Source organism: Bradyrhizobium sp. 956_D2_N1_4, from assembly GCF_052076025.1.
Lineage (GTDB): Bacteria > Pseudomonadota > Alphaproteobacteria > Rhizobiales > Xanthobacteraceae > Bradyrhizobium > Bradyrhizobium barranii.
Genome location: NZ_CP197237.1, coordinates 1,418,399 through 1,445,254, shown reverse-complemented (window position 1 = coordinate 1,445,254; position 26,856 = coordinate 1,418,399). Strand labels below are relative to the sequence as shown.

The window sequence follows — 26,856 nt, the reverse complement described above, 5'->3', positions numbered from 1 at the left end:
CCGACTGACATGAATTTGCAATCCGCCGTGTGCTCAAGCGCGATGAGATCAGGCTGAATCGTCATCGCGCTTCAGGTGATTGCTCGACTAGCGCGACGGCGCAGCGTCCGGCTTGGCGTCGGGTTTAGGCTCGATCAGCCTGGACAGCGCGATCTCGTTGACCACGGGCGGGGTCTGCTTCAAGAGCTCCGCCACATAGGCGCGGCGGTTGGCCTCGATGCGCTCGGCCCTCATCCGCTGCACGAGAGCGTCTCGCACGTCCGCCAGCGGCCGCGTATGCGACGCCTCGGTGTCGAGCAGCTTCAGGACGTGCCAGCCGTCCTCGAGCCGGATCGGATCGGCGATGCCCGACTTCGGCAGGCCGGTGACCTGCCCACGGATTTCGCTGCGCATGTCGGGCTCGGCGACCCAGCCGATCTCCCCTTCCCGCCCCGCGGTTGCCGCATCGTCGGACGATGCCTTCGCGATCGGACCGAACTCCGCGCCGGGCTGCTTGATCTTCCGCACGATGTCATCGAGCTTTTTGCGCGCGGTGTCCTCAGCCGCCTTGTCGGCGTCCTTGGCGAGGTTGACCACGATCTGGGCCAGACGGAAGCGGCGGGGAACAAGGAACGCGCTGGCGTTCGCCTCGTAGACGCTCTTGATGTCGGCCTCGCTCGGATAGCTGTCGCCGAGCGCCGTGACCGATTGCAGGTAGCTCTCGACGATCAAGGTGTCGCGTGCGCGCGCAAGCTGCGTCACGACGGCCGGCTGCTGGTCCCACTTCTTGGCCGCGGCCTCCTTGAGCACCAGGCGGTTGGCGAGGATCGCGCGCACGGTCTGGCTCAGCAGCGCCGGATCACGCGCCATCGCGGCCTGCTGGCGCGCATCGAGAAGCTGGATCGTCGCGCGCACTTCTTCCGCCGTGACATCGCTGTCCCCAACCCGAGCGATGATCTCGCCGCCCTTCACGGCTGTCGTGTCCTGCGTCGAGGGGCCCGGCTGGACCGCCGCGGGAGCTGCCGGAGCAGGTGTCGCGCGCGGGACAGCGGGCTGGGGCGGATTGCGCGTCTGCGCGAGTGCCGACGATGACGCCGCAGCGTGGAGCGTACCGGCTAGCAGCAGGAGCTTGAAAACGTTCCGGGTCATGGCTTGGCCTTCTGTTCGATGATCTGGTCGCGAAGATCCTGGGCGGCGTTCTGATGCTCGACCCGCTTGAACCCGATCACGGGATCGTGGTGGATCACCTTCTCCAGCGGATCCATCTTCTCATATTGCTTGACGGTATCGTCAGCGATCCTGACGAGACGGACATTCCTGGCCTCGCAGGCCTTGGCGCTCGCCTTCCACGTCGTCGCCTCGCCCTCGAACTTGGAGCGCTCCGCGTCCTTGGTCCGCGCAACGCTCGCCGCCTCACCATAGGCGGCCTTCCATTTCTCCAGGGAATCGTCGCGCTCGGCGATCCGCTCGTTGAAGTCCTTCACCGCCTGGCGATAGGCCTGCTCGGCCTCCTTGACCTGGGCGCGATAGCCCTCGATCTGCTTACGCAGACGGTCGCGCTCCTGCTCGGCCGCGGTCAGCTTGGCCTGGACCGCGGCCCGTTGATCCTCGGCGGCACGCGCCTGCGCGGTGGCGCTGCGCAGCGCCTCGCGCAAGCGATCGCTTTCCTGGTCGGCATGGGCGGCCGAGGCGACGACGAGCGCCAGTGCAGCAATTGACGACAGACGCAACAGCCGCATGATCAGAACCTCGCGTTGAGATCGAGCTGGACGATGTCGACTTTGTACGGCAGGCCGGCGATGTTGTTCGCGCTCATCCAGCGCACCGAGCCCCAGATGTTCTCGCCGAGGCCGACATTACCGCCGATGAAATAGCCCTTGAGATTGGTGCCACCGAGGCCGAAGTCGGAATCGACGAACGCGTCAACCATCGCGTCGGACTCGAGGTACTTGTAGCCGACATGCGCGTTCCAGTCCCAGAGATGCTTGATCTCCTTGTTGCCGACGGTCATGCGCGCGAGCCAACCCTGATTGCCGCCGTTGTACACGCTCGCGCTGCCGTCTGTCGTTGAGCCCTTATTGTTCACGGCGACGGAGGCGACTGCTGCGCGATCGAAGGCGGTGTTCCAGATGTATTCCGCATCGAGGATGACGTGGATCGGATTGAACTGAGCGAAATCGAGCTGAGCGCTCGCAACGATCGGCCGGAAGTCGCTCGCAAGGCCATAATACTGATAGTTCAGCGTCCCCGTGTCCTTGGCGTTAAGCGGCAGGATGACGGGGATATTGCGCAACTGCATATAGGTATTGCCCTTCTGCGCGAAGGGCGGCCGAAGCAAGTCGGTATCGCACGCATCGCTCGCGGCATAAACGATGCACGGGCTCGACAGGCGTCCGCGAACGTTGGTGAAATCATAATAGGCGACCGCCAGCGTCAGGTTGGTTTCGGGATCGAATGTCGCACCGAGCCCGCCCTGGGCACCGAACAGCCATTTGTCACGGCTGGCCGACTTGATAGGACCGGAAAGGTCTATCGTATTAAGTCCCGCGTTCAGATCGGTGTTGAACACCGGAAACGCGCCACCAACGAAGAACGGCGTGAAGCCCTCCGCCACCTCCTGTTTGGCCTGAATTGCAAAGCCGTCGAAGCCGATATCCTTGTACCAGACGAGATCGGTTGGCGACCAGAATGGGTTGTCGAAGCGGCCGACGGAAGCGACGAAGTCTTGCATCGGCTGATACTTGATGAAGGCGCGATCGAGCCAGACTGCGTACTTCGAGAAGTTACCGCCGTTTCCACCGAACGTTTGATTTGTCGAAACAGGTGAACTGCTCTCGCCGGTCGCGATCCTCAAGCCTGCGCTGAACCCGTCGAACAAGTCGACGTCGGCTCCCAATCGAGCGCGGAAGCGGAAGCGGTTGCGGTCCTGGGTGGTGTTATAGCTCGGTGGAAAGTAGGGATTGAGCGGCGCGTTGGTGTTCTCCTCGAGGAACGGGTTGCCGGTATTGATGGCGTTGTAGTTCTGAAGCGGACCGCTCCCGGCCGGGAAATAATCTCCCTCGTACCGCGCGCGGATGTCGCCGTAGAACCGGATCCGCTGCGCCCATTCGGGGTATTTCGCGGGCGACGCCCAGTTCTCCTTGTGAGCGCGGTCCATCACCTCGGCCCTGATCTCCTCGCGCAGCTGCTTCTTGACGATCTCGGGCACGTAGGTGACGCGCTTGGTGCCGGGCGGCGACGTCGCATCGGCGGCGCTGGTCGCCTTCTTCTCCGCGCCTTCCGCCTTGGCCGCGGCATCGCGCGTCGCCTGGCGGGCGACATAGGCTTCGTCGTCGGCCTGCTTGACCAGGACTGCGGCCTGTTCCTCGCTCAGCGTTCCCTGCTTCACGAGCAGATTGATCAGGTTGACCGTCGCGTTCGATGAAGGCGGCGCGTCGCGCGAGACGGTCGGACGCTTGCCCTGCGGCATCCCGTCGTCCTGCGCCGCGGCGGGGACTGCGAACGCAAGCAGCACCGCTGCCGTTGCTGCCAGTTCTCGCGTCTTCATTTCACGCCGCATGACATCACCTCTTCTGCTCTCAACTCACTCACAGTCACTCGTCTCACCGCACTCACCCCCGGTTCTGGCCCGTGAGGCGGATGATCATCGGCATCGGCATGTCCTTCGGCGGCGGCTCGCGTGCGCGCAGGCCGCCGACCACCTGGTCCCGGATGGCCACGTCGAGCGCATTGTCGCCCGTCGAAGGCGACAACTGCACGCGACTGACCCGGCCGGAATTGTCGAGCCACACCCTGGCGACGGTGCGGAACGCGGCGTCGCGAGATTTTTCATTCGCCTGGAGTCCCGCGTCGATCTGCGATTGCAGCATGCTCGCGTACCAGCCGAAGCGGCTGTTGCCGCCGCCTCCGCCGCCCCCGCGTCCCTTGCCCTGTGCAAAGCCGCCGCTGCCCGGCCCGGTGCCGAGACCGAGATCCGGCGGGCCCGGCGTCGGATCCGGTCCGGCATCGGGCGGCGCGTCCTTTGGAATGTCGACCGGCTTCTCCTCGGCGACATCCTTGACCGGCGTCTGCTCCATCACCTTTTGCTCGGGCTGCTGTTCCGGCTGCTGCTCGGGCGGGGGCGGCGGTGGTGGCGGAGGCGGCGGCGGCGGAAGCACCATCGTCACCTGAAGCTCGTTCACCTTGCGCGGCGGATCCTTGTCGCCACTCATGACCATGATGACGACGCCGGCCACCAACGCGATCACGACCAGCGCCGAACCGCCGAGCAGCAGATAGCGCCGCCATGCCGGCGGGCCGTCGTCGTCGTTGCTGTCGTCGTCCCACGCCATCGTCCAGTCTCATCGCGCCGACGGCTTGGTCGCCATGCCGACCTGGGTGAAGTTGAGGCGGCCGAGCAGATCGAGCACGTCGACGACGTTCTGGTACTGGGTCTGGCTGTCGCCGCGCACGACGATCGGGAATTCGGGCGTCAGCGCACGCTGCTGCACCAGTCTTCGAGCTCGGGCAGCGTCACGGGAATGGTGTCGAGGAACAGCTTGCCGTCGTTGGCGACCGTGATCGCCTTGGTGGTCTGCTGTGCGAGGCTCGGCGCCGCGCTCGCCTTCGGCAGGTTCACCTTCATGCCCTGCACGGTCGCCGTGGTCATGATGATGAAGATCACCAGAAGCACGTAGGCGAGATCGAGCATCGGCGTGATGTTGATGTCGTCGTACGGTTTGCTTTCGGACTGGACTTGCATGGGTTCACTCCGCCGCCTGCTTCACCGGCTCTTCCGGCAATTCGTAGGACTCAGCGATCCGCGTGATGAACTCATCGACGAAGACCTGCATCTCGCTGCTGACATCCTTGATGCGGATGGTCAGGTAGTTGTAGGCAAACAGCGAGGGGATCGCGACGCCGAGGCCTGCGACGGTGGCGACCAGCGCGGCCGCGATACCCGGTGCAATCGCATTGACGTTGACGTCGCCGCTGGCTGCGATCGCCGCGAAAGTGATCATGACGCCGACCACTGTGCCGAGCAGGCCGAGGAACGGGCCGCCCGAGATCGCGATCGTCAACATCACCATCAGGCGATTGAGGCGCTGGCTCTCCCGCACGAAGCCGCTGTCGAGCACGGCGCGGATCGACTGGATTGCCTGCGGCGACAGCCGGCGGTAACCGCCGCCCGCAAAGCGGCGCCGGATCTCCTGCGCACCGGCCGCGAACAGGCGGTAGAGCGGCGCGGCATGGACCACCTTGCGCTGCTTCTTGCCGAGCTCGCCCCCGAAGCCGGGATCATTCTCCTGGCTGTCGAGCTGGAGCAGCCCGCCGATGTCGGTCGAGGTCTCGCGAAAATGCTTGAGGAAGATCGTGTTGCCGGCCGAGACGCGGTTCAGATACGAGATGCGATCGACCATGACGTACCAGCTGATCAACGCCATGATCCCGAGCAGGCCGATGACGACCCAGCCATCGAGCGTCACCGAGCGCAGGATCACGCCGAAATAGCCGCCGCTGAACCAGCCCGCATTCTCCTCGTCGACGCTGAACGAGATCAGCTTGGCCTGGTCGGGCCCCTGCCCGACCGCCGAGAGCTTGATGAAACCGGCCGAGCGCGCGACCTTCGCGATCGCAAGCTCGTCGACGTCACCGGCAAAGCCGGCGGCAGAGCCAGAAGGCGCGGCCGCGGGCGCCGTCGCCTGGGCCGCGTCAGCCGCGGGCGCGGCTGCATCCGCGGCGGGAGCTGCCGCGGCAGCGGCGCGACCGAGTTGCGACACGCCGGTCATGGTGGGCAGGGCCGCAGCAAGCGTCGCGACCTGGCTGCCGTCGACGTAAAGGATGATCTGGGCGCCCTTCGCCGTGAATGCGACCTGGTGCCAGGTCCCGGCCGCGATCGCCGCCCCGCCGGCGGCACGCTGCGTATTGCCGCCGCTCGTGACCTCCACGAACGCCACACCGTTGTCCAGCCCAACCGTCAGCCCGTTCGCGCCCTCGCTACGAGAGAACAACACTGCGCCCGGCTGCACCGCAGTCATCTTGATCCAAAGCGACCAGCTCAGTTCGCCGCCTTCCGCGGTCACGAGCGAGGGCGAGCCGGGAAGCGTAAGCGCAGTCTGCCCGTCGAGGCGCGCGCCCTGCCCGATGATGGCGCCGTCAGCAGCCGGGACCGCGTTCTGGGCGGTGTTCGCCCAGGCGGTGATGTCCTGCGCCGGCGTCGAGCGATCGTTGAAATGATAGACCAGCAGGGTGTCGGGATCGTAGGTGCCCTTCGCGTCGACCGCGGTCGGCGCCTTCTGGTTTCCGTAGTAGAGCCAGATGTCGTTCTTGGTCCCCGGCTTCAGGTCGGGAACGCCGACCCAGACCAGCGCTTCGCCGAGCAGCGAGTCGTATTTCTCGACATGGTGCTTGAGCGGCGTCTTGTCGTCGCCGGCAACGAAGCGAAGGTCGCCGCCGTCCTCCTTCGCCCCACCGAAGCGAAAATTGCCGACATGCAGACGCACGAGAATCGGCGTGGTGCCGATGGCATCGCTGATCCCTGCGCCGGACGGACCGGTGTCGATCGTGATCTTCTTGCGCAGCGTCCACTGATCGTTCCACCACGCCGCCGCGGGCGACGGCCACAGCGCGGCGAGGAAGACGAAGGCGAGCATCACCGGCGCGCTCAGGCGAAGTCCGGGGCGTGATCCAAAGCGAAGGAGCGACATCTAGAATTCTCCCCAGACCCGAAAGCTGAACCGTGGATGATTGGCGACGGTGACCTGCTGGCTGGTCAGCGGCATACCGACGAAAACAATGCTGTTGAGGTAGCGAAGGGTTTTCATACGCATGCCGACTCCGTAGCTTGCGAGGTCGAAATGCGATTCCTGATCGATGAGCGGCTTGTGGATTCTGGTATTGCCGCCGTCAGCGAAAGCGAAGAAACGAACATCGTCGAAGGCGTTGTACTTGATGGATTCGCCGAGCGGATTGGGCAGCTTCTGCTCGAGATATTGTGCGAGATTGGGCGTGCGCAGCTCCAGCGTCCCGGCGACGCCGTAATCGCCGATCACCTCGGATTCGAGATAACCGCGCACCGTGTCCTGTCCGCCGAGGCTGAATTGCTCGCTGGACACGAGCGGCTGATCCGCCGCCTGTCCCTGCAGTTTTGCGTAGAGCTGGAACCCGCCGGCGAAATCCTGAGTGTGCGAGATGTCGGCATGCAGCGTGATAAAGCTCGCGGTCGCGTCGAAACGCTTGGCGTCGAACTCGTCGCGGCTGGAGCCGATGCCGCGCAAGCCTGCCGTGATCGTTGCGTTGAGCTGCGTGAGCCGCCCCTCGCCCTGCCAGGTTGCACCATAGGTGCCGACGAGCGGCACATAGGTCACGGGCGAGTCGAAGGCATCGGAGCCGAGCTTGAGCGACTGCTTGAAATCCTTGTAGTCGACCCCGAGGGACAGCGTGTGGAACAGTTCGCCCCTGGACGGCAGCGTCAGCACCGCACGTCCACCGACCACCTGACCGGGGCCGACAACGTTCGAGCCGCCGACGGTCGCGACCGAGCTGTCCGAGGTCAGGCCGTAGACCAGGACGCTGAGCCAGTCGATTTCGGTTCGCGCCAGGTACGACCCCGACACGACCATGGCGTCCTTCGGGTTCATCGGCGAGACCTGGTATGTCCAGGTCATGGAGTGACCCAGCTGCCAGAGATTGTCGTAGCGCATCGAGATGCTGGTGCGCAGCGGTGTGGTGCTCGGGCTCTGCTTGTTGTTCAGCTCGATGCTGCCGTGGAGCGGAAGCGTGTCCTCGATGTTGAGATCGACGTCGACGGTGCCGGGCGCGACGCCAGCTCGCAGCGCCGGCGTGACGCGCCGGTCCGGCCAGCGGTTCAGCGCGACGATGTCCTTCGTGACGTCCTGAAAATTCGGCAGCGTTCCTTCCTTCAGTGATGGCGCGCTGCTCTTGACGTTGTCGAGGTCGAAATAACGCGAGCCCTTGACGCGGAGGCGTCCGACCCGGTTCTCGGTAACCTTGAGCACGACGAAGCCGCGCTGCGCATCCTGCTGCGGCACGGCCACGCTGACGGTCTGAAGGCCCTTGTCGTGATAGGCCTTCTCCACCGCGGCGCGGGCCTTCTCGACATCCTGCGAGCTCTTGTCCGGACCGAGGAAGGGATAGACCGCAGCCTCGATCTCGATCTGCGGCAGATTGTCCGCGCCCTCGACACGATACTCGTCGATATCGAAACGGGTTTCCGGTGCTGCCGGCTTGGCCGCCTCCGCCTCACTCTTGGCCGGCTTGGCGTTTGCGGGCGCAGCAGCAGCAGGCTTCGCCGCAGCCGGCTTGCTCGCGTCGGCCTCGGATTTCGCCGCGGCCGGCTTCGTGCAGATCGCGCAGATGATCAGGCCGCAGATGGCGAGACGCGAGGCACATGCCGCATCAGACCGACCACTCCGCACAGCGCGCAGCGGCGGCGGCGCATGACGGCGCGCGCCATTATGATACAGACGACGCGAATTCACCTCAGCCTCGATATCATGCTCGCATTGCAGACGCCCTTCGGCGACCGCAGCGTCCTTCGGACAGCCCGAAACCGACCGAGACGCCGGTCTGCGAGGGCCTTATCCGATAGACGTTGCGCGCGCAGGCGCAGCGAAAACTTTTTTACGATGCTCGCGACCCCGCTCGATCGTTCGTGTGATGATTTCACGCAACATAACGCCACTATCACTCGATGCCTGTTACTCGATAACAGTTCGTCACATTACCGTTGTGCGGCCTTACTACCGTCCGGCCACAAATTGGGGACTGAGTGAAGTGGGGCGTAGCATGACCATCGACAGCATCAGCAGCTTGCGGACGCTTCTGCTCGCAGAGTATGTCGACTTCGATCGCAGGTTGACGCGCCGACTGGGCTCCTCGGACCTTGCTTCGGAAGCGCTCAACGAAACCTACCTTCGTCTCGAAGGCATGCGCGAGCTTGGGCCGGTGCGCAGCCCGAAGGCTTATTTATTCCGCATCGCGCTCAATATCGCTGCGGACCGCCGCCGCGCCGAGAAGCGCCGCCTCACCGTCGACGAGGTCGATGCCCTGCTCGAAATTCCCGACGACCGGCCCGACGCCGCGCGCGTGATCGAGGATCGCTCCGAGGTCAATCTGCTCAGGCACGCAATCGCCGAGCTTCCCGAGCGCCGCCGACGCGTGCTGATGCTCTCGCGCATCGACGGCATGCCGAACCGAGAGATCGCGGCCCTTCTCGGCGTCACCGTCCGCACTGTCGAGACCGACCTCAAGCAGGCAGTCGAGCATTGCGCTGATCGTCTCAAACGTCCCGTGCGGACCAAATTCGGTTTTCAGCGTCCAGCTTCGTCTTACGTACATAGATATGCCGATCGCGAGCATCCGCTCACGCCCGGCGTGTGCGGGAAAGCGCTGGATCGTGACGAAGCGAAGCCATCAGGTCGATCACTTGGATCCCTTAATCCGTGAAGCCCTTTCATGGATCATGCGCCTCAAGTCGGGCGAGGCGACGCTTGCAGATGCCGAACAGCTTATGGACTGGCGCGGGCGAAGTTCCGCCCATGAAAATGCTTTCCGCGATGCGGTAAAGTGCTGGCGCGCCATCGGCCAGGCGCTTGCAACCGGCCGTCCCGCGCCGGCAAGCCGGCGGCGGCGCGCATCGAAGGGCAAAGCGCGCACCTAATGCCTCAGGCCTGACCTGCGAGCCGCAGGTTCCTGCTCCTGCAGCCTGTCAATGCAAATCAGACGGCGTCTTGCGGTCGGCTACGCTGCGCAGGCGCGTGTTCAGAGCAGCGAAATTGATCGTGCTCCCGCCCGTCAGGACGCGACCACGTGCGGGCGCGCTGCTTGCCGAAGTCCGTCCGAACGTCGGTGGTGGAACGGAGCCGGTGACGGCGACGCCGTTGGCGGCCAGATGCGCGCGGACGCGTGTGCAATACTCGACCGACAGATACGAGAATCGCGTCTCGCCATGGCCAGCGCGATATTTCATCGTAGCGGTGCAGAGATCGCCGTTGGCCCGGCGCCAGGCACCGGCGAGATAGCGGACGCCGTAATGCACGTTGACCTCGGGCGAAGCCAGCTCAGCCGGCGTCCCGGTAAAACCCATCATCCGTGCAGTCGGCAGCATCACCTGCATCAACCCGACTTCGCCGTCCATGCCGACCACGGCGGGATTGTATCGGCTCTCGACCGCCATCACCGCATCGACCAGCGCGGGCGGCAGGCCGAAAGCCAGCGCTTCGCGCTCGACCAGTTGCCGGTACTCGGCACGGCCGGCGCGCCAGTCGCGGCCGAACATGGCGCTCGTGCGGTACGTGAAATTGGCAAGCAGCGGATTTGCGGGAGGAAAATCGGCGGCGGTAAGCGGGCGCGGCGCAAACGGCTCGAGCGCCAAAGGCTCCACTGCGCCATCATCCGCATCGTCCACGGAAGCCGCGACGCGGCCGATTTCGGCCTTGCTGCGCTCGTCGTGCTCCTGGGCGCGCCCCTCGCCGCTCGCGACGATCAGCAGGCACAGCGTCGCGACCCGCCACGACCGGCGTATGCTTCGACTGGCTTGCAGGTGTGAAGTGGATCTAGGCATCAGCGGTGCGGCGGCACGATGGTGGGAGCGGATGGCCGAAAGGGAACGGCCGAACGACCGTAATTTGAGCCATATTGCTGGCGAACGGCCGCCTCGTTCGGGTTGCCGACACGGACATCGGACGAGCGCGCGTCGACCGGTGGCAGGTTGAGCGAAGGATTGACCTTGTTGACCTCGCGCTTGAGCTGCTGATTGATGCAACCGAACGCGCTCTCGTTTCCGATCTGCACATCGACGCAGCGCTCGTATGTGGGCTTCGTCCCCTGCCCGCCGATGATTGTGCCCTGCCGCTCTACCGGTGGATTGCCCTGATTGGCGGATTGCGCCCCCGCACCTCCCGCCGCCGCGAGCGCGACGAGACCGGCCGCGAGAGCGCGGCCCCCCGTACGCGCGGACCAATGCAAAGCTCGGCTCATAGCCCTGTTCCTCCACCAGCCGGCAGGTTCGTTGGCCGGGCCGCGGGCGAGCATTAACATAATTTGATATCGTCGGATCGGATCCTGCACGATGAATAACATTTGCGGACCCGCCGTCAAGATGCCTCCTCCGCCTCCATCATCAGAATGCCCGGCCCGGCTTCACTGCAGGACGGTGGTCGTCGAGGATGTCGGCCCCGGGAAGCGGATGTTGTTGACGAGGCTCACTCCGCTCTCTGCGGTCACGAGCGCCGTGTTGATGAAGGTCAGAACCTTCGTGACATCCACTTGCGCCGCGTTGGCGGCGTAGAGCACGTCGAACGGACGCATCGATAGCTTGGTGGCGATGAAATATCCGGCCGGATCCTGGAAGTTGACGTTGAAGACGATCGGCACGGAATCGCCGTCGAACCTGGAGCAGTCGACGCCGAGGCGCTGCGCCACCTCGCGCGGCTCGCGGCGATACAGGAAGACCGATGCCGGATCGGCCTGGAGGTCGAGCAGGCCGCGCGCCTTCGCGACCGCTTGCGTCAGGTTGATCCGCCAGGCATCGAAATTGAACTCGCCCTGCTGGCCGGTGGCGCCGAACGCGATGAATTTCATCGGCTCACGGTAGAGATAAAGGCGGTCTCCAGGCTGCACGAAGGCGTTGCTAGCCGGGAAATAGACCAGATTGCCGAACGGCACCGTGGCGCGCTTTCCGCCGCGCTCCAGCACGACCCACGTCTCCCAGCCGGCGCCGCTGATGCCGCCCGCCCGCGTGATCGCGTCGGTGATGCGGTCCTGCGCGCCAGCCGACGGCATGGGGAAACGCACCGGCGTCCTGACCTCGCCGAACACGCTGACGAGCGAGGAGCGCTGCTGGCTGGATGTCACCACGACCTGCGGGTCGATCGCGCGTTTCTTGATCTGCGCAAGAATGTCTTCCTGAACCTGCACATTGGTGCGGCCCGCGGCGCGGATCCGGCCGGCATAGGGCACCGTGATGTTCCCGTCGTTGTCGACGGCCTGATCGGGCAGATTCACGAAATTACCCGGGCGCACGCCGGCTTCCAGCGGCACATAGAGCCCGCCCGCCGCGGCCTCGAAGATCGTGACGCTGATGACGTCGCCTATGCCGAACTTGATGCTCGAGGGCGGACGCGTGTCCGCAAGATTTCCGGATAGTCCGTTTGGCTCGTATTTCTCGAGCACCTGCAGGACCTCGGGATTGAGCTTGACCACGGCAAAGGGCAGCACCGTCGTGTTCTCGTTCCTGATGTCGAGGCTTGCCGGTCCTGACATCGGAATGAACCCACAGCCGCCGAGCACGGCCGACGAGATCAGGCAGCATGCGATCAACAAGAACTTCGAAAATCGCATGACCGTTCGTTTCACACCAAGCTGACGCACACCTGGACCGGCTTGCGGGACGCCTCGCGGCGGAGCATGCCTCCCGCGCCGCGGGCGCAGGTGATGTGCGGTTCCTGCTGAGTAGACGCTCGGCGCAACGCATCTGCGAAAACGAGCACGGCATCCGACGAGACTTCAGGGCCACAAATCCCGCGGACGCCGCCGCGCGTTTCGCGCGCGGCCGATGAACCCGACGGAATCGGTCAACCGAACGTTTCAACGCCCCGCAACTGTCGCTCGGGTGCATCGATTGCTCAAATCGGCGAAGACGCGGCGCCCGGCGGCCGAAAAGCCCCGGATCACATCAGTTCGAGGACAACAGCTCGCGCAGGCGCGCGAGCTCGATCTGGGTTTCGGAGACCATACGCATCAACAATGCATTCTCGTGCTCGAGATCTCTGATGCGGCGAAGCCGGCCGTCCTCGTCCTGTTTCAGACCAAGATCGTAGACGTTGGCCTTCAATCTAGGCAGCGCGGACTCGGAGCAGACCGGTTCGGTCGGATTCGTCGCGCGCATTTCAACCCCCAAAAACAAAATTACAGACAGGCCGTCTCCAAAATGGGACGGACAGCAGCCCACTGCCCGTCTCCCAGAAGCCTGTTGCCGACCTTGTAGGTCTGTTTCTTATCGTTGCTGTGACCAATCCTAAACAAGAAGTCAGATTTCTGAACGAAAAGCGTTCATTCGGTGGCGGGTGTGCTCAGCTTGTCCGGCGTCTCGCTCAATCGTGATGGATGACGGCGACACGGAGCTGTCGACCGCGATCCCGCAAGCCGATCAATCTCGAGTTGAACGCGCAGACCATCACTGCTTGTCGTTCCCCGATGGCGTCGTATCGGACTCCTTCTTGTCAGTCGCCTGGTCATCCTGACCGTCGCCGCCGCCATAGCCGATCACCTCGACGATGAAGATCGAACCCTGTCTGCGGGCCCCGGTTGCGGTTGGCGTTTCCGCCGACTTGGCGGCCGCGCCGGCCGTATTCGAGCCTGCCGTGAGCGCGCCGATATTGGGAACGGATACGGTCGGAATTCCGGTCGTGCTCCCCTGCACCTGGAAATTGCTGGCGTTGGCGATGACGGGGGCGACGAAGACTGCGCTGCCCGAGGCGCGCACGCCGGCGGTGCCGAAATCGATCGTGCCGCGCGGTGCGAGAAGATAAAGCTGGGACGCAGCTGCTTGCGACGACGCCTGCAGCGTGCCGATACCCGCGCCGGTCACGAAGCCGCCAAGATCGATCGACTGGTAATCATCCTGATCATACAACACCTGCAGCGCCGGTGCCGACAAGGTCGTCTTGGAGCCGCGGCCGGCATCGAGATTGCCGTTGGAGCTCCACATCAGGATGTCGCCGCCCTGGGTCGTGAGCACGCGGCTCGAATTCACCAGCACACTTTGGTCTGTGAAGGTGTTGATCGCGCCGCCACCAAGGGTGAGGATGCCGATATCCCGCAGCTTCAGCGCCGAGTTGGGTTCGGCCGCAAGCGAGCCGACGATGATATTGCCACCCGGGCCGAACATCGAGATATCGCCGCCGAGCTGGGTCTGAACCGTGGCATGCAGCAGGTTCATGTCGCCAGTCTTGACCAGCTGGCTGGCGCCGTTGCTCCCGCTGCCGAGCACGTTTGCCGTGTAGCCCAGTCTCGCCGGGAACATCGTCTCGATCATGCGGTAGCCGCGCTGGGTGTCCGACGACGTGCCATCCTTCTGGCCGATGCCGACCGCTTTGAGCTCGGCAAAGAATACCTGGTCGATAAAGACGTGCTGGAGGTCGGTGGGCAAGGCCTGGAAGGCCGCGAACACGCTGGCATCGGAGTCACTGTCGCTTGCCGGCTTGCCGATCCGGCTCAAGAAGGAGCGCAGCTCGGACACATAGTTATGTTTGACGCTGCTGGCATTCGCCGGATCGATATAGGAAGCCGCCACGGCGGCGTAATCGACACCGAACTTGGTGCCGAACATCGTGATGATGTCGGCGCCCTGCTTGGTGCCGGCAGCGTCCGTCAGCGTCGCATTGCGCCGCGGATTATTCGCCGGGCCGAGCAGCGACTGGTTGTAGATGCCGACCGAACCGCCTCCCGTTTTTTCCGAAATATAGATGTTTCCGACCGGCGTCGGGCTGGAATTGCCCACCGACACGATGCCCTCCTGAACCGGAGCCTGGGTCGCATTGTCAAACGCGGCCGGGAGGAACGGGCCAATATCGCCGCCGGCCTGAACCACGAGGAAGCCGGGTCCGGCCACCTGCAAGCCACCGCCATTGTTAAAGCCGGTGTAAGTGATGTTCCGGCCGGCTGCGATCGTGCTGACGTCGCTGGTATGGATGTTCTGCACGATGATGTTGAGATCGACGATGTCGCGCCCCGCATAGATGCTGGTCGGGCGATTGATCTCGATGCGCTGATAGACATTTTCAGTCGAACTGGTGGTCCTCTTGCCGTAGCTTCCCGTTGCCTTGATATCGCCGGTCGCGGCGTAAATGCGGGCGGTCGTGTCGAGACCGTCGGCTACATCGTTCTCATGCGCAAGGATCGCACGGCTGGACGACTCGTCATTGCCGCTATTGGGACGGAACGGATCGAACGCAGCGTCGATCAGAGACGGCCCGGCGGAAATGAGCGGGCGTGAGATCGATTGCGACGTCGATGTCTGCGGGTAACCGAACGTGAGGTCGATGCTGCCCTGCGCCAACAAATTGAAAGTGCCGTGCTCGGATGGGCTGAGCACGATGCCCGGCGCTGGAACCGCAGCCGAAGCACCCGAAGCATTCTGATTCAGGATGTTGCTGATCCCGGTCGTTATCAGATTGCCCTGCAACGCGATGGCCTCGAAGCTCGCAGGATAAGTCGCCGGAGCTGCCTGAACATTCAGGCTGTTGGCGGGATTGATGGAGATCGCGGTGGGCGCGATCGCGATCGTCACGTCGCCCGACTGCGCCACCAACCGAACCTTGCTAGCGGAGCCGTAGGCATCGAAATACAGTGGTAGCGTCGGGTCGGGCTTCGGCTCCAGGGGATTCGCCTTGCTCGGTTGCTGGGCGTGCAGCGCAGCCGGGTTGACGACACCCGCCATCGCGATCGAGCCGTTTGCCGTCATCGTGATCTGGCCGGTATCGACAGCGAGCAGCGGAAGGTTCGGAAGCTTGAGCGTGCTGTTCGCGTACCTGTAGACATAATCGTTCTGGCCGATGTCGCCGCCCGCGACGATGCTGGCGTGGCCGGATCCCTCGTAGAACGAGCCGCCCCGGATGTCGCGGCCGGCGCGCACGACCATGTTCCCGCCGCCGTAGAGATGGGTCACTGGCGTGCTGTTCGCCGACAGGCCGCCGGTGACGCGCCCAGTCGTCGGAGCCGACACCGACACATCGAGCATATTGCGCCCGGCGAGAACGCTCACATTTCCGCCTGCGCTCAGGAAGCCTTGTTGGAAGCTGCCATACTGGATCCACCACGCGGTTTGCGAGGCGATCTGCGTTCCAACCGGCGCGAAGACACCGGCTCCGAGGATCGAAGCACCGGCGCTGGGCGTCACACCGGAACTGGATAGCAGCCAAGGCTGATAGTACTGAGGCACTTTCTTGTAGACCGTGTTGCCGTTCGCATCCTTTATTGCGACTACCTTGGTGCCGCCTACGACATCGCGCTGCGCGTCGATGACGACGTCCCCGCCCTTTTCAGGGAAGGCCGCCGCGGTTGGCGGTCCGTAGTAGAGCTCAGGCGCGGCGGTGGCAGCCGCGTTGCCGTACGCCATGAGGCGGGGCTCGAAGAAGCCGTTTGGATCGTTGACGGCGAGGCTCGGGCTGTACGGATTGGCGTAAGTTTCCGTATTGACGCCGGCTGCATAGATCACGCCGGGCGCGTCGGTGTCCTTCATGATCACATCGCGAGCGGCCGCGACAGTAATGCTGCCGGTGCCTGTCCGGATCATGGTCGGAATATTGACAGAAACAGGGGCGGTACTTCCCACCACCTTTTGGTCGTAGCTTGCGTGCTTGTCGACGATCACGTCGCCCTTGTCGTTCGCAAGCGGGACTCTGGCAGTCGGATTGGCGCTCGACACATCGGCGCCCGCGGTCAGCATGTAGGACCAGGACGATGGCGCCGTCACCGCCTTGATGTTCGCCTGGCTGCAATCGATCGTGCAAACCAGCAATTTGTGCGGGAACAGGTCAGCACTCGCAAGATCCTGCGAAGTCGGGCTGATGCCGTTGCCGACGTCCCCGGCCCTGTAGGGCGCGATCAGAAGCGTATTGCTGGTAGGGTCGTTCAAATAGATCGAATTGAAATCGATCGCGCGTAAACCGCTATTTGACGCGAAATAGTCGTTGACCTTGCCCGCGTAGACCGGGTCGAGATAGTTCGCGAACTGGAAGAAGCCGTCCGAAATCGAGGCGTTGACGTTGATGTTTCCGGCAGCGCGCAGCGAAAGCACGCCGGCGTCCAGACCGCCCCAGGGCGTTGCGAGACGGTAGGTGAAATCTATATAGTCCGAAGCGGGATTGAAGATGGTCGGCGATGGTTTGCCGCGATCGACCACGCCCGCCGCCAGATTCCAGTTGCTGCTGACGGTGATGTCGCCCTTGGAGTTCACCAGGTCGACGCCCGGCTGCACGTGCACGACGTCCGCGCCGAGGCTGTTGACCAATGGAGAAAGGCGCGTGAACAGGTTGGTGAAGCCGTAGCTCTGCCCGTTATAGCTCCACGTCCCCTTGGTGATCTGGGAGACCGTGTCGCCGAAGAAGGCATTGCCCGTGCCGGCGCCGCCGGTAAAGGAGGCAACGCCCGGCTTGCCCTGGTTGGCCGGATCGAACGCCGCGTAAACGCCGCTCGACGTCAGTGGAATGTAGTCGTTTGTGGTTGGCACGAACTGCAGGCTGCCATTGACCAAGGTGGTCGAGCCCGACATGTTCGATACTTTTGTGAATGTCGCTGTCGCTTGGCCGTTGTTACCGCTGACGCCGAGGGAAACGGATAGCGAGGTGCCATCGTAGCCGGTGGAGCCAGGCGCGAGCGACAAGGATGCTGAAACGATCTTGACGGTTGACAGCACACGACCGAACAATCCGGTCGCAGCCGGCACGTCCGTGACATTGCCGATTTGAACGCTCGTAACTCGCGTAAGGTAACCGGTACCAGCATCCGTGATGGTGACCGTAGCGTCTCCGCTTGCACTGAACGACACGCGGCCCTGGGCAATCCTGCCTCCAGGCGTAGCTGGCGGCGGGAATGTGATGGGAATATCGCTCTGACCGAAGTATTGCGACAGCGTCGTCGTGTTCGGCAGAAAAGTATCTATCCCGCCGGACACATTGATGGTCGCGATTTGGATTCCTGCGCTGTTTTTGACCGCGACGGACGTCGGCACGCTGGGAAGCCCCGTTCCACCGCTTATCGTCTTATCAAGCTGAAATCCCGTAACGTTGGTCCAGGTTCCGTCCGTGGCAGGGATCAGATTTCCGTTCTGGTCCACTCCCTTGTACCAGCCGGCCGGGTCGATCGTCCCGAACCAGCCGAGGCTCGACCCGTCGATGCCGTAGCGGCCGGCGGTGGTGTCGAACGCGATGAAGCCGTTCACGGCGACCGAGCGCGCGCCGACGATGCTGACCTTTGAGCGGTCGTTGACGTTGTTCGTGGCATCGATCACGGCAAGCGCGTCGAAGGTCTTGTCGCCGTCGGCGTAGAAGTTTGTGCCATGCGCGCCCGATGGGTTGGCGACATTGCTGATCGCGGCAATCTTGACGTCGTTGTTGCCATCCAGTGGGGCGCGGAACGTCACGGTGCCGCCGCTCAGGCCGCCCTTGGTGCCGCCGGAGACGTTGATCTGCGTACCCTGTTGCAGCCAGATTTTTGATTTGGCGTCCCAGCCGATGCCGATGGTGACGTCGCCGCCGCGCTCGTCGGTGTGCGTGGTCGAGGCGTCGATCACGCCGCTGCTTGCGAGGAACACCGAATTGGCGCCGTAGAGCGCGACCTTTCCGCCGGCCTGCCCGGTGCCGTCGAGCGTGCTGCCGCCATAGCCGGTGGCATCGATGCGACCGCGAATCTTGACCTGGCCGAACTGATTGCTTGCATCGCCGCTGTCCCAGGCGATGTCGTCGGCGGTCAGCGTGATGGCGTTGGCCTTCAGCGTGTGCCCTGCAGTCAATTCGAGATTGCCGGTGCGGGTGTGGATGTCGATCCCGCCGGTGAGGCCGCCTGCGAGCAGATTGTCCGCCAATGCGGTCAGGTCGGCCGCACCCTTGGTATCGAGCTTGAACCGGCCGCCGAGACCGGGCCCGCCGGTGCCGAGCAGCCGGCCGGCGAGCGTCGCGCTACCGCGGAGCGCGTCCACCTCGATCGTCCCGCCATAGCCTTGACCACCGCTCGTCGTCGCGACGTCGATGGTGCTGCTGGCGTCGGTGATGACCTGGCCATCGCCCGTGGCGTTCGCCCCGATGTCGGCATAAAGCACGACCTTGCCGCCCGACAGATACGTGTCGACGTCGACCAGCGTCTTCTTGTAGCCGCGCGCCGAGAGATACGCACCCGAATTGAGGGTGACGTTCCCCGCGATCGCACCGAGCGTAATCGTGCCGGCCTGCGCCTGAATGGTGCTGCCGACGGCAATGTTGGACGCCGTGACCGTGAGAATGCCGCCGGTCTCGTCGCTGTCGGCAGGCGCAGCTGCGGCCGAGCCGCGCGTCACCGGATCGACGATGGAGATGTCGCCCGACGCCGTCAGGGCAAAACCTTGGGGGGTCCCCGCGGTTGCGCCGGCGACAAGAATGCGCGGCGTGCTGACGGTGAGGTCGGTCTTGTCGCCGTTCGCACCGAGCGTCATCGTGCCGGGGCCTTTGACGACCACGCTGTCGTCGGCCGACCATTTGACCTTGGAGAAACCGGCAATGGTGAAGTTGCCGTTGACGACATTCCCATTGACCCGGCCGCTGCCCAGGTCGATCTCCTTTGCGGCCAGTTCGAGGCTGTTGCCGTTTGCCGCCGGAGCGCTGACGGGCGGGCTGGCCCCGGTGTTCTTGAGCGTGATGTTGTTGCTCGCCGAGATCAGACCGTCGCGTGTCAGGGTGGCGCCACCCGAACCCGCCACGGTCATCGTGCCGGTGGATGCGACACTGACCTTGCTGTTGGGATCGAGCGCGATCTGGGTGTTGGCGGCGTAGGTCGTGGCGACGCCGGCGGCGGATGTGACGGTGACGCCGACGCTGAACTGGACCGTTGCGGAGGAGGAAAACGCCAGCACCGTTCCCGCGCGCAGATTCAGGCTGGTGCCGGGATTGAGCACCTCGCTGCCGAGCGCGATGCCGGTGGCATCCAGCGACAGGCTGCGCGCGCCGGAATTGAAATCGCCATAGACCGTAACCGGACCAGACAGCGCGCGCAGGGCCAATGTCTGCACGTCGGCGAACTGAGTGCTGTTGGCCGGCAGCACCAGGCTCTTGCCGGCAACCGCCGTGGCGGCTCCGACGCCGATGCTCGGCGCGATCAGGTTGACCAGATTGGCGTGCAGGTCCGTCGTATTGAGGGCGATCGCATTGTTGGATGCGGTGGCTTGCAGTGTCAGCGTATTCGTCGAGATCTTGACGCCGTCAGCGATCGCCACCTTTCCGCTGTTGCTGGTGTCACCGCCCGCCAATGTCAGGCTTCCGGTCACCGGCCCGGCCGGCAGCGTGGCCGATGCGGTCGCGACATCCTTGAATTTGATCGTGAGCGCCGGCGCCGAAACTCCGGTCGCGCTCGGTCCCCTCACTTGCAGCGTCGGGTCGTTGCTCGCCACGAACAAGGCGCCCCGCCCCGGCTGTTGCGCGCCGCCGTTGGCGTAATAACTGAGAGCCAGCCGAGCGAGGCTGTTGGGGTCAAGGAGTTTTGCAAGATTGGCACCCACGATCTCCGTTCCGGAGAGCGTCCCGTCCAAGGCTGCGGCGAGGCTCTGGGCCGTGACGGGCGCCTGCCCGTCCGATACCACGATGTAATTGCGCCCGGGCCCGGCGTGAACGACGCCCGTGGTTTTGATGATGCTGCCGGAATTGATCGTCACCGTGCCGCTACCGGCCTCCGGCACATAGACCGGAAGATCCAGCAGCACGGACTGCGAACCGACCGTCACCGTTTGCTTGACTTCCTGCCATTGGCCGACCTGCTGGGCCACGAGCAGTATCTCGGGCGCGCTGAACGTCTCGCCCCGGGTATCCACGACGACATTGCTGGCGGTCGGCGTGATCAGCGTAGCCGCGGGGCTATCGTTGCGGCTGCCGCCGATGAGAATGCTCTCGAAGCCGTTGAGCTGGGTGAGGTCGACGCCGACATAGCCGGGCGGAATGTCGTTGTTGACGTATCCGGCATGACCGAGCACGGCCAGCTTGGGAGCGCTGATGTCGAGCTCACTGCCGCGGCCAATATTGCCGCTGCTGTCCTGCCCCGGCTGCGTCAGCGCCATGCCGTTCAGCACGATCGACCGCAGCGCGGAGATCGACAGCCGGCCCGCATCCATCGGCAGCCGCGGCGCCGTGACATTGTTCTTGGCCGCCAGTTGGGCATAATAGGCGTTGGCGCCGTTGAAGCTGTACTCGCTGTATTGCTGCCAGACCGAGCTTGTCTGCACCGCGAACACCGTCTGGCCGGACGACTGCTTTCCGGGCGCGGTCGACTGCGTGTAATGACCGGTCACCAGAACGGTGCCATCAGGCAGTTTGGTTCCCGTGGCAATGTTCTTGCCGGTGTTGTCGCTGGAATAGACGACGACACGCATAGCGCCCGGCAGCGTCGCATAGTGCGCTGGATAAAGCGTATAGGTCCCCGCCGGGATGCCGTTGCCGCCGTCGATCGTGATCCGGGTGCCGGCCAGCGGCACGGTGTCGCCGGCGGTGATGGTCTTGCCCGCATCGGCACTGCGCGCGGTCGCAAAATGGATGTCATACGCAGCGATCGGATCGGTCTGCGACGGCAACAGCGCGTAGACGGTCTGGCCGGAAGGCGTCGTGGTCAGGCTATCGCGCGAGCCGCCCTTGCCCGCAATCCATTCCATGGCCTGGATATCGCCGCCGCCGCGCAGGTCGATCGTCGAGCCATCGGCGCGCGTTACGTTCGATCCGGCCAGGATCAAACCCTTCGAAGGCGGTTGCGCCAGCGGATTGAGGTTGGCGTTGTAGTACCAGTTGGTGCCGTCGGACGTCGCACCGTAGGGAACGGTCGTGTCGGCCAACGACACCGAGGTGAGGCTCCCGGGCTCCAGCACCACCGACTGCGTGATGATCTTGGACACTGCGCTGTCGGTATTGCCGAGCGCGATCTTGCCGAGCGGCGCGAACAGATTGCCCGCTTGCTCGATGGTCCCGGCATACACGGTGATGCCGCCGCCGGCCGATAGCGGAATCCCGGTGTAGCTGTTGGCGGGCGCGGCGAACTTTACGTTCCCCGGCGTCTCGATCGTGAAGTTAACGGCGGAGACCGGATAGATTCGCTGGGCGGAGAGCAGGAGATCGCCGGCCGAGACCAGCTTGCCGGTGAAACTCGACTGCTCCGCCGTCGCGCTGGTGTCGTTTCCATTGGTCTTGAGACCGTTCACAACCTTGAGCGTGCCGAGGCGGAGGTCGCCGCTCGCAATCAGGTTGATCTGGCTGAAGCCCGAGAAGTCGAGGCCCGGCTGAGCGTCGCCCGGTTTGAAATTGGACGGTCTTCCACTCTCCAGATCGATCGTCTGTGCATTCACCGTCAATGTGCTGGTGCCGGCCACCGGCTTATTACTGGAGAAGCCGGTGAGCACGACATAGGGCGCCGCAATGCGTGCATCGATCGAGCCGGATCCCGGCGCGTTGATGTCACCTGCCGCAATGTGCAGACGGTTGGTCACGGTCCAGTTCAGCGAACTGGAAATCGTGAGCGCTTTCCATGACGGATCGCTGTCGCCGTGGGTGGTGCCGGGCAGGTCGGTGAAGATGCGCGCGGCACCGCCCACAGCTGCGGCTGCGTAGAGATAGACGTTGTCGAACGGCGCGAGCTGATCGGCCGAAACGGTGAGCGTCGTCGGCGCGCTGATGACGCCGGCGGCGCCCTGCTGCAGGGATATGTTGCCGCCGCCGAGCAGGATGGTCCCGCCATTGGCGCGCGAGTCAGCATGCACGGTGCCATCGGCGGCGACATAACGGCCACCGGCCGCGGCGAAGCTGCCGCCCCAGGAAAATCCGCTGACGTCTGCGCTCACTGTGCCGGCGTCGCTCCAGGACCATTGCGACGTGGTCGCGCCGCGCGCGCCTGCCACCTGGATATTGCCGGCCGCGCCGGAGACGTCAACCAGCGCCCCCGCATCGGCGACAAGGTAGCTTTGCTGCGGAGTGCCAGCGGAGCCAGGAGCGCCATAAGCGAAATAGAACTTGTTCTTGTTGGTATCTGTCGGGTCTGTGTAGGTGTTGACCGTAGTAATCGCTCCACCTTCCACCGCAAACGTGCCGCCGGCGATGTAGCTGCCGCTCGTCCTTGGACCGTTGACCGCTCCGAACAGGGAATTGGCGACGAATGTCCCGGACAGGTCGATCTTCGCGTCGGACGAAAGATGCGTCGCCAGCGAGTTGATGAAGACGGAGCCGCCATGGTCGATGATCGTGCCACGCAGCTCGACGGACGTCGCCGGCACGTTCCAATCCGGAGTGCTCGGTTTCGGAACGATTAACTTTGGATCAGTTGACGTGGCCCCGCGACGGTCGCCGGTGACCGCAGCCATAGTGATTTTCGCCTTGGGATCGGTGACGATCTTCGAGCCCGTATCAAGCTTGATGTTGTCGGCCTTCAGCGTGAGATCGACGGCCTTGCGCTGGTCGTCCGGTAGCAGCGCCAGTTGCGGCGCGGCCTGCTGCCCGAGCTTGGTGCCGGTCGACATTGCCGTGTAGTCGGCAAGGCTCGACAGATTTTTCTGCTGGAAAGTCAGGCTAGTACTGGCCGAGACGATGATGTTGGCGTCCACGATGGACCCATCGCCCTTCACCGACCAATCGTCCTTCACCGACTCGATAATGTAGGAGCCGAAGCCGCCGCCGGTCAGCAGCGACTCCGGCAGCGTGGTCGCGCTCCCGTTGATACGAATCGACGAAGTCTCACCATCCTGAAGCTTACCGCCGATCCGGATGGTGTCCGCACCGGCGAGCCTCAGGCTGCCGTTGTTCTCGAAGCCGTAGCCGCGCAAGGCGCCGTCGAGCTGAAGTACGGCGATTGGATTTCCAGCAACTGGGCTGGGCCTTTCCGGACCGGGGGTACTTGGACCTACCCATGCCGCGCCTTGATAGATGGCGAGTGAAATATTACCACCCTTGCCCGCCATCACGCCGGTGGCGACGATTTTAGCTTTGCCTTGTGACGAGACATAGCCACCACTCGATACATCAAGAACGCTGCCCGCAGCCAGCAATATGCTTCCTGTCGTGTCTCGGATGCCGGCTGTCCCTTCGCCTTCGCTGCTTTTGCCGGTGGCGATTGAGATGCTGCCGCCGTTGATAAAGGCCGGGCCGGTCGCATCAACACCAGCCGTGCGCCCGGTGTCATTAACAAACCGGCCGCTGACGTCGATTGTGCCCTCGACGAAGACATTCGCGGCAATCGACTTGCCCGAAGAGTCCTTGGGCGCCTTGAAAAGCGACGTGGTGAAACTGCTGCTGACAGAATCCCGGTCGGTAACGAGGCTAACGTTGCCTCCAGCCGCCGACACCGATCCGGCAATGTCAATCGCACCACCCGCCGTGACGGACAGGCTGCCGCCGGCTGCGAGATTGAGCGCACTGCCACCCGACAACACAAAATCGTTCGCCGTCACCTTCAGCGAGCTGAGGCCGTAACCCGACAGGATGTCGGCCGACAAATTCGTCGTATAGGTGCTTTGCGTCGTGAAATTGGCTGATGCCGTCGCGCCGATCTGCACGCTCGACGGTGTCGTCAGCTCGAGTGAGCCCTGCAACGGCAACTGCCCACCGCTGATCTGCCGCTCGCCGGCTGTCGAGCCGAAATACATCGTCCCGAGCAGCGCCGGATTGACGGTCACGACGCTTACGCGTCCGGCGTCATGCCCCTCGGTGAAGCCTGCCGAATAGATCTGGGTTGGCGTGGACCAGGTTTCCGTGACGCCCCAGCGCGCATGCTTGACGATGAACTGGCCCGCGATCCCGAGATAGGTCATGTTCGGGTCGGCGTTGGTCACGCTGTAGATGCGGCCGTCGCTGCCGATCAGACGCGTCGTGTTCACCATGCCGGGCAGGAACTTCACGCTGCCGCCCGCGACATTCATGATCGAGCCGTCGGTCTTGACGCTGGCAGCACCGTTGCTGGTGGAGAGGTCCGTCGTCAGCGACACGCTGCCGCCGACGGTCATCAGCTGGTAGATGCTGCGCGGGACCTTGGCGACATAGCCGCTGGCGTCCGCGAGCGGCGTTCCCACCCATGTGGTGCCGTCGCTGCGGGTGCCGGTGTTGCGGATGTCGATATACATCGTCTGGCCGTACAGCGCGCCGTTGCGCTGCAAGGGCATGTCGGCGAACTCGGCGCGCGGCTGGAACGAGATGATGTTGTAGCTCGCCGGCAGCTCGACGTTCTGGAGCCCGGCGACGTCGACCGTTGCACCCGGCGAAAGCAGGACGCTCTGCGCAGCGTTCGAGTTGGAAAGGACGCCGCCTTCGTTGCCTCCGCTCGTGCCGACCCTGCCCTGCTGGAAAAGGTTTGGTACGTCGCCCGTCGGAAAGAGCTTCGCGTTGAGCGACACCTGCGCCGATGGCGCCGAGATCAGCCCGTTCGATCCGACCGTGACGTTGGTTTGCGCCGACATCTCGATATAGGCCGGCCCGAAGCTCTGCGTGCTCGCCAGTCCCGCCGCGCCGTCGTCGACCGGAAGGCTCGAGATCACGCCGTTCATGGTGACGCTGGTCGCCGCGCGGAGAAGCACGAAGCTGTTGCGGTCGATACTTGTATCGACCGAGATTACGCCCTGGATCAGTTTTCCGGCGCTGTCGGCCAGAGCGTGACCGCTCGCATCTGTGGGATTGCCGATCGCAACCGTATCGCCGTTCATCACCACGATGCCGCGAGAGGCGTCGATCACACCGTCATGTTTGACCGCACCAGTGCCAGCCAGATAGGTGCCCGCAGCACCAGTTGGATAGCCAAAGGGTTTAAATGGATCTCCCGCTACGTCGTAGTACGACGACGCAAACTGCGACAGCCTGAATTCGGTGCCGCGGAACTTGATGGTGTTTCCCTTGTCATCCTTGCCCAGCACACTGTCGGGAAGCGCCGAATAGCCGTTCGGAACGACATCGATCGTTCGCGCCGCGACCATCGCGACCTCGCCACCCTGCGCCGTGATGGATCCGGAATTGTAGACGTTGGCGCCGAACAGATAGACCGAGCCGGGCGAGCCAAGCGAAACCTGGTCTGAGAGGATATTGCCGGTGATGGACGCGCCGCGCTCGACCTTGATGTCGCCGGCGATCAGCTTGGTCGCCGCGCCGCCGTCCTTGTCGTAGATCGAGAACGAGTTGAGATCGGCGATGCCGTTGTTGAGAAAAAACTGGTCGCGCGCCGCCAGATCGCTGCCGAGCTTGCCGACATCGAGGCTGGACGCGATCAGCGTGTGAACGTTGACCTGCGAGCCGGCGCCGAAGATGATGCCGTTGCGGTTGATCAGGTAGACGCCGCCGATGGCATTGATCTGGCCAAGAATGCGGCTCGGCGAGGCGCTGGGATCCTGCACCCGGTTCAGCGCGATCCAGTCGGACGCGGACTGCCTGAAATTGACCGTGGTGTTGGTACCGACGTTGAACATGTCCCAGTAAAGAATGCTCTTCTTCTGGGTCTGCTGGATATCGACCGAGACCTTCGAGCCGCTCGTCGTCTGCTTCGGCAAATTCGCGCCGAGCCATTTGGAGGCATCGGCCTTGATGCCCGCCAATGGATCGCCCGCGGTGCCGCCGAACGGCATCAATCCGCCCGGGGTCAATCCATTCGGGACGGACGACGCCGCGGCCTGGGCGGCGGCGGCAGCATCCGACTGGAGCTTGCGCGCGGCGGCAAGCGCTGCTGCCGCGCGGGCAAGCGAGGTCTGGGCCTGGGTCGCTGCGCCGGCAGCCTGCTGCGCGGCCAAAATCGCCGCCTGCTGCGCGGCCGCCGTCGGCACCACCGTGCTGGCGCCGGGCGTGAGGCTGCGCGCATGGCCGAAGCCGCCCGCGACCGACAGCGCCAGCAGGCTGACGCCGCAGAGCAGCGTCCGTTCAAACGCACGCCGCATCCCGGGGGGAGAAACAAGGATATCGCGATGGGGCACGCTGCGGCACTTTCTGATTACAAGTTCCAGTCGAGCACGCCGCTGATGCACGCGCATTCGCGCCTCGCATTTACTTTTCGTTTACTAACATTCATATGTCAGATTTGTAGCATTGAAGCACTATGTGCATCTGCGACATCACGTTCCGCCGGCCGAGGCGCGGCAAAATAGCTTCAATTTCAGCAGAGAAGCGTGCGATTAATTATGTTATTTTTTGT

General features: G+C 63.9%; 13 protein-coding genes and 1 pseudogene. 2 read left to right on the top strand and 12 right to left on the bottom strand.

What is annotated here, in order from left to right; all coding sequences use genetic code 11:
- Nucleotides 1-87: 87 nt before the first annotated feature.
- From AB7535_RS06600 to AB7535_RS06570, 7 genes and pseudogenes are all read right to left on the bottom strand, one after another.
- Nucleotides 88-1,128: a peptidylprolyl isomerase gene (locus tag AB7535_RS06600; protein ID WP_085402781.1), complete on the bottom strand. Its 1,041-nt coding sequence runs from the start codon at nt 1,126-1,128 to the stop codon at nt 88-90.
- Nucleotides 1,125-1,718 (bottom strand): hypothetical protein, encoded by a 594-nt coding sequence (locus tag AB7535_RS06595; RefSeq protein ID WP_085402780.1) that lies wholly within the window; start codon nt 1,716-1,718, stop codon nt 1,125-1,127. Before AB7535_RS06595 ends, AB7535_RS06600 begins: the two co-directional genes overlap by 4 nt.
- A 2-nt stretch (nt 1,719-1,720) precedes the next feature.
- The gene (locus AB7535_RS06590) at nt 1,721-3,538 is read right to left on the bottom strand and encodes a putative porin (protein ID WP_439037247.1); all 1,818 of its coding nucleotides are present in this window, start codon (nt 3,536-3,538) and stop codon (nt 1,721-1,723) included.
- 52 nt (nt 3,539-3,590) lie between these two features.
- Entirely contained in the window at nt 3,591-4,310 is a 720-nt protein-coding gene (locus tag AB7535_RS06585; protein WP_247308523.1) for a TonB C-terminal domain-containing protein, read from the bottom strand.
- A gap of 9 nt (nt 4,311-4,319) precedes the next feature.
- Nucleotides 4,320-4,720, bottom strand: a pseudogene (locus AB7535_RS06580) (ExbD/TolR family protein).
- Nucleotides 4,721-4,724: 4 nt separating this feature from the next.
- Nucleotides 4,725-6,665, bottom strand: coding sequence for a DUF2341 domain-containing protein (locus AB7535_RS06575; RefSeq protein ID WP_085402777.1), 1,941 nt, complete (start codon nt 6,663-6,665; stop codon nt 4,725-4,727).
- Complete coding sequence (locus AB7535_RS06570) at nt 6,666-8,459, bottom strand: ShlB/FhaC/HecB family hemolysin secretion/activation protein (RefSeq protein WP_245344179.1); 1,794 nt, start codon at nt 8,457-8,459, stop codon at nt 6,666-6,668.
- 178 nt (nt 8,460-8,637) lie between these two features.
- Here AB7535_RS06570 and AB7535_RS06565 point away from each other — a divergent pair, with 178 nt between their 5' ends.
- Together AB7535_RS06565 and AB7535_RS06560 are read left to right on the top strand one after the other, a co-directional pair.
- Nucleotides 8,638-9,426 (top strand): RNA polymerase sigma factor, encoded by a 789-nt coding sequence (locus AB7535_RS06565; RefSeq protein ID WP_354112450.1) that lies wholly within the window; start codon nt 8,638-8,640, stop codon nt 9,424-9,426.
- Entirely contained in the window at nt 9,407-9,640 is a 234-nt protein-coding gene (locus tag AB7535_RS06560) for a FecR/PupR family sigma factor regulator (RefSeq protein ID WP_354114731.1), read from the top strand. Before AB7535_RS06565 ends, AB7535_RS06560 begins: the two co-directional genes overlap by 20 nt.
- Before the next feature lie 48 nt (nt 9,641-9,688).
- Here AB7535_RS06560 and AB7535_RS06555 read toward each other — a convergent pair whose 3' ends face one another.
- From AB7535_RS06555 to AB7535_RS06535, 5 genes are all read right to left on the bottom strand, one after another.
- Complete coding sequence (locus AB7535_RS06555) at nt 9,689-10,543, bottom strand: lytic transglycosylase domain-containing protein (protein WP_085402774.1); 855 nt, start codon at nt 10,541-10,543, stop codon at nt 9,689-9,691.
- On the bottom strand, nt 10,543-11,079 hold the full coding sequence (locus AB7535_RS06550) for a hypothetical protein (RefSeq protein ID WP_245344177.1): 537 nt from the start codon (nt 11,077-11,079) through the stop codon (nt 10,543-10,545). The genes AB7535_RS06555 and AB7535_RS06550 overlap by 1 nt, the downstream gene beginning before the upstream one ends.
- Before the next feature lie 42 nt (nt 11,080-11,121).
- The gene (locus tag AB7535_RS06545; RefSeq protein ID WP_223153637.1) at nt 11,122-12,321 is read right to left on the bottom strand and encodes a polysaccharide biosynthesis/export family protein; all 1,200 of its coding nucleotides are present in this window, start codon (nt 12,319-12,321) and stop codon (nt 11,122-11,124) included.
- 334 nt (nt 12,322-12,655) lie between these two features.
- Nucleotides 12,656-12,868, bottom strand: coding sequence for a hypothetical protein (locus AB7535_RS06540; RefSeq protein WP_071915580.1), 213 nt, complete (start codon nt 12,866-12,868; stop codon nt 12,656-12,658).
- 288 nt (nt 12,869-13,156) lie between these two features.
- Entirely contained in the window at nt 13,157-26,602 is a 13,446-nt protein-coding gene (locus AB7535_RS06535) for a filamentous haemagglutinin family protein (RefSeq protein ID WP_441279788.1), read from the bottom strand.
- Between the last annotated feature and the right edge of the window lie 254 nt (nt 26,603-26,856).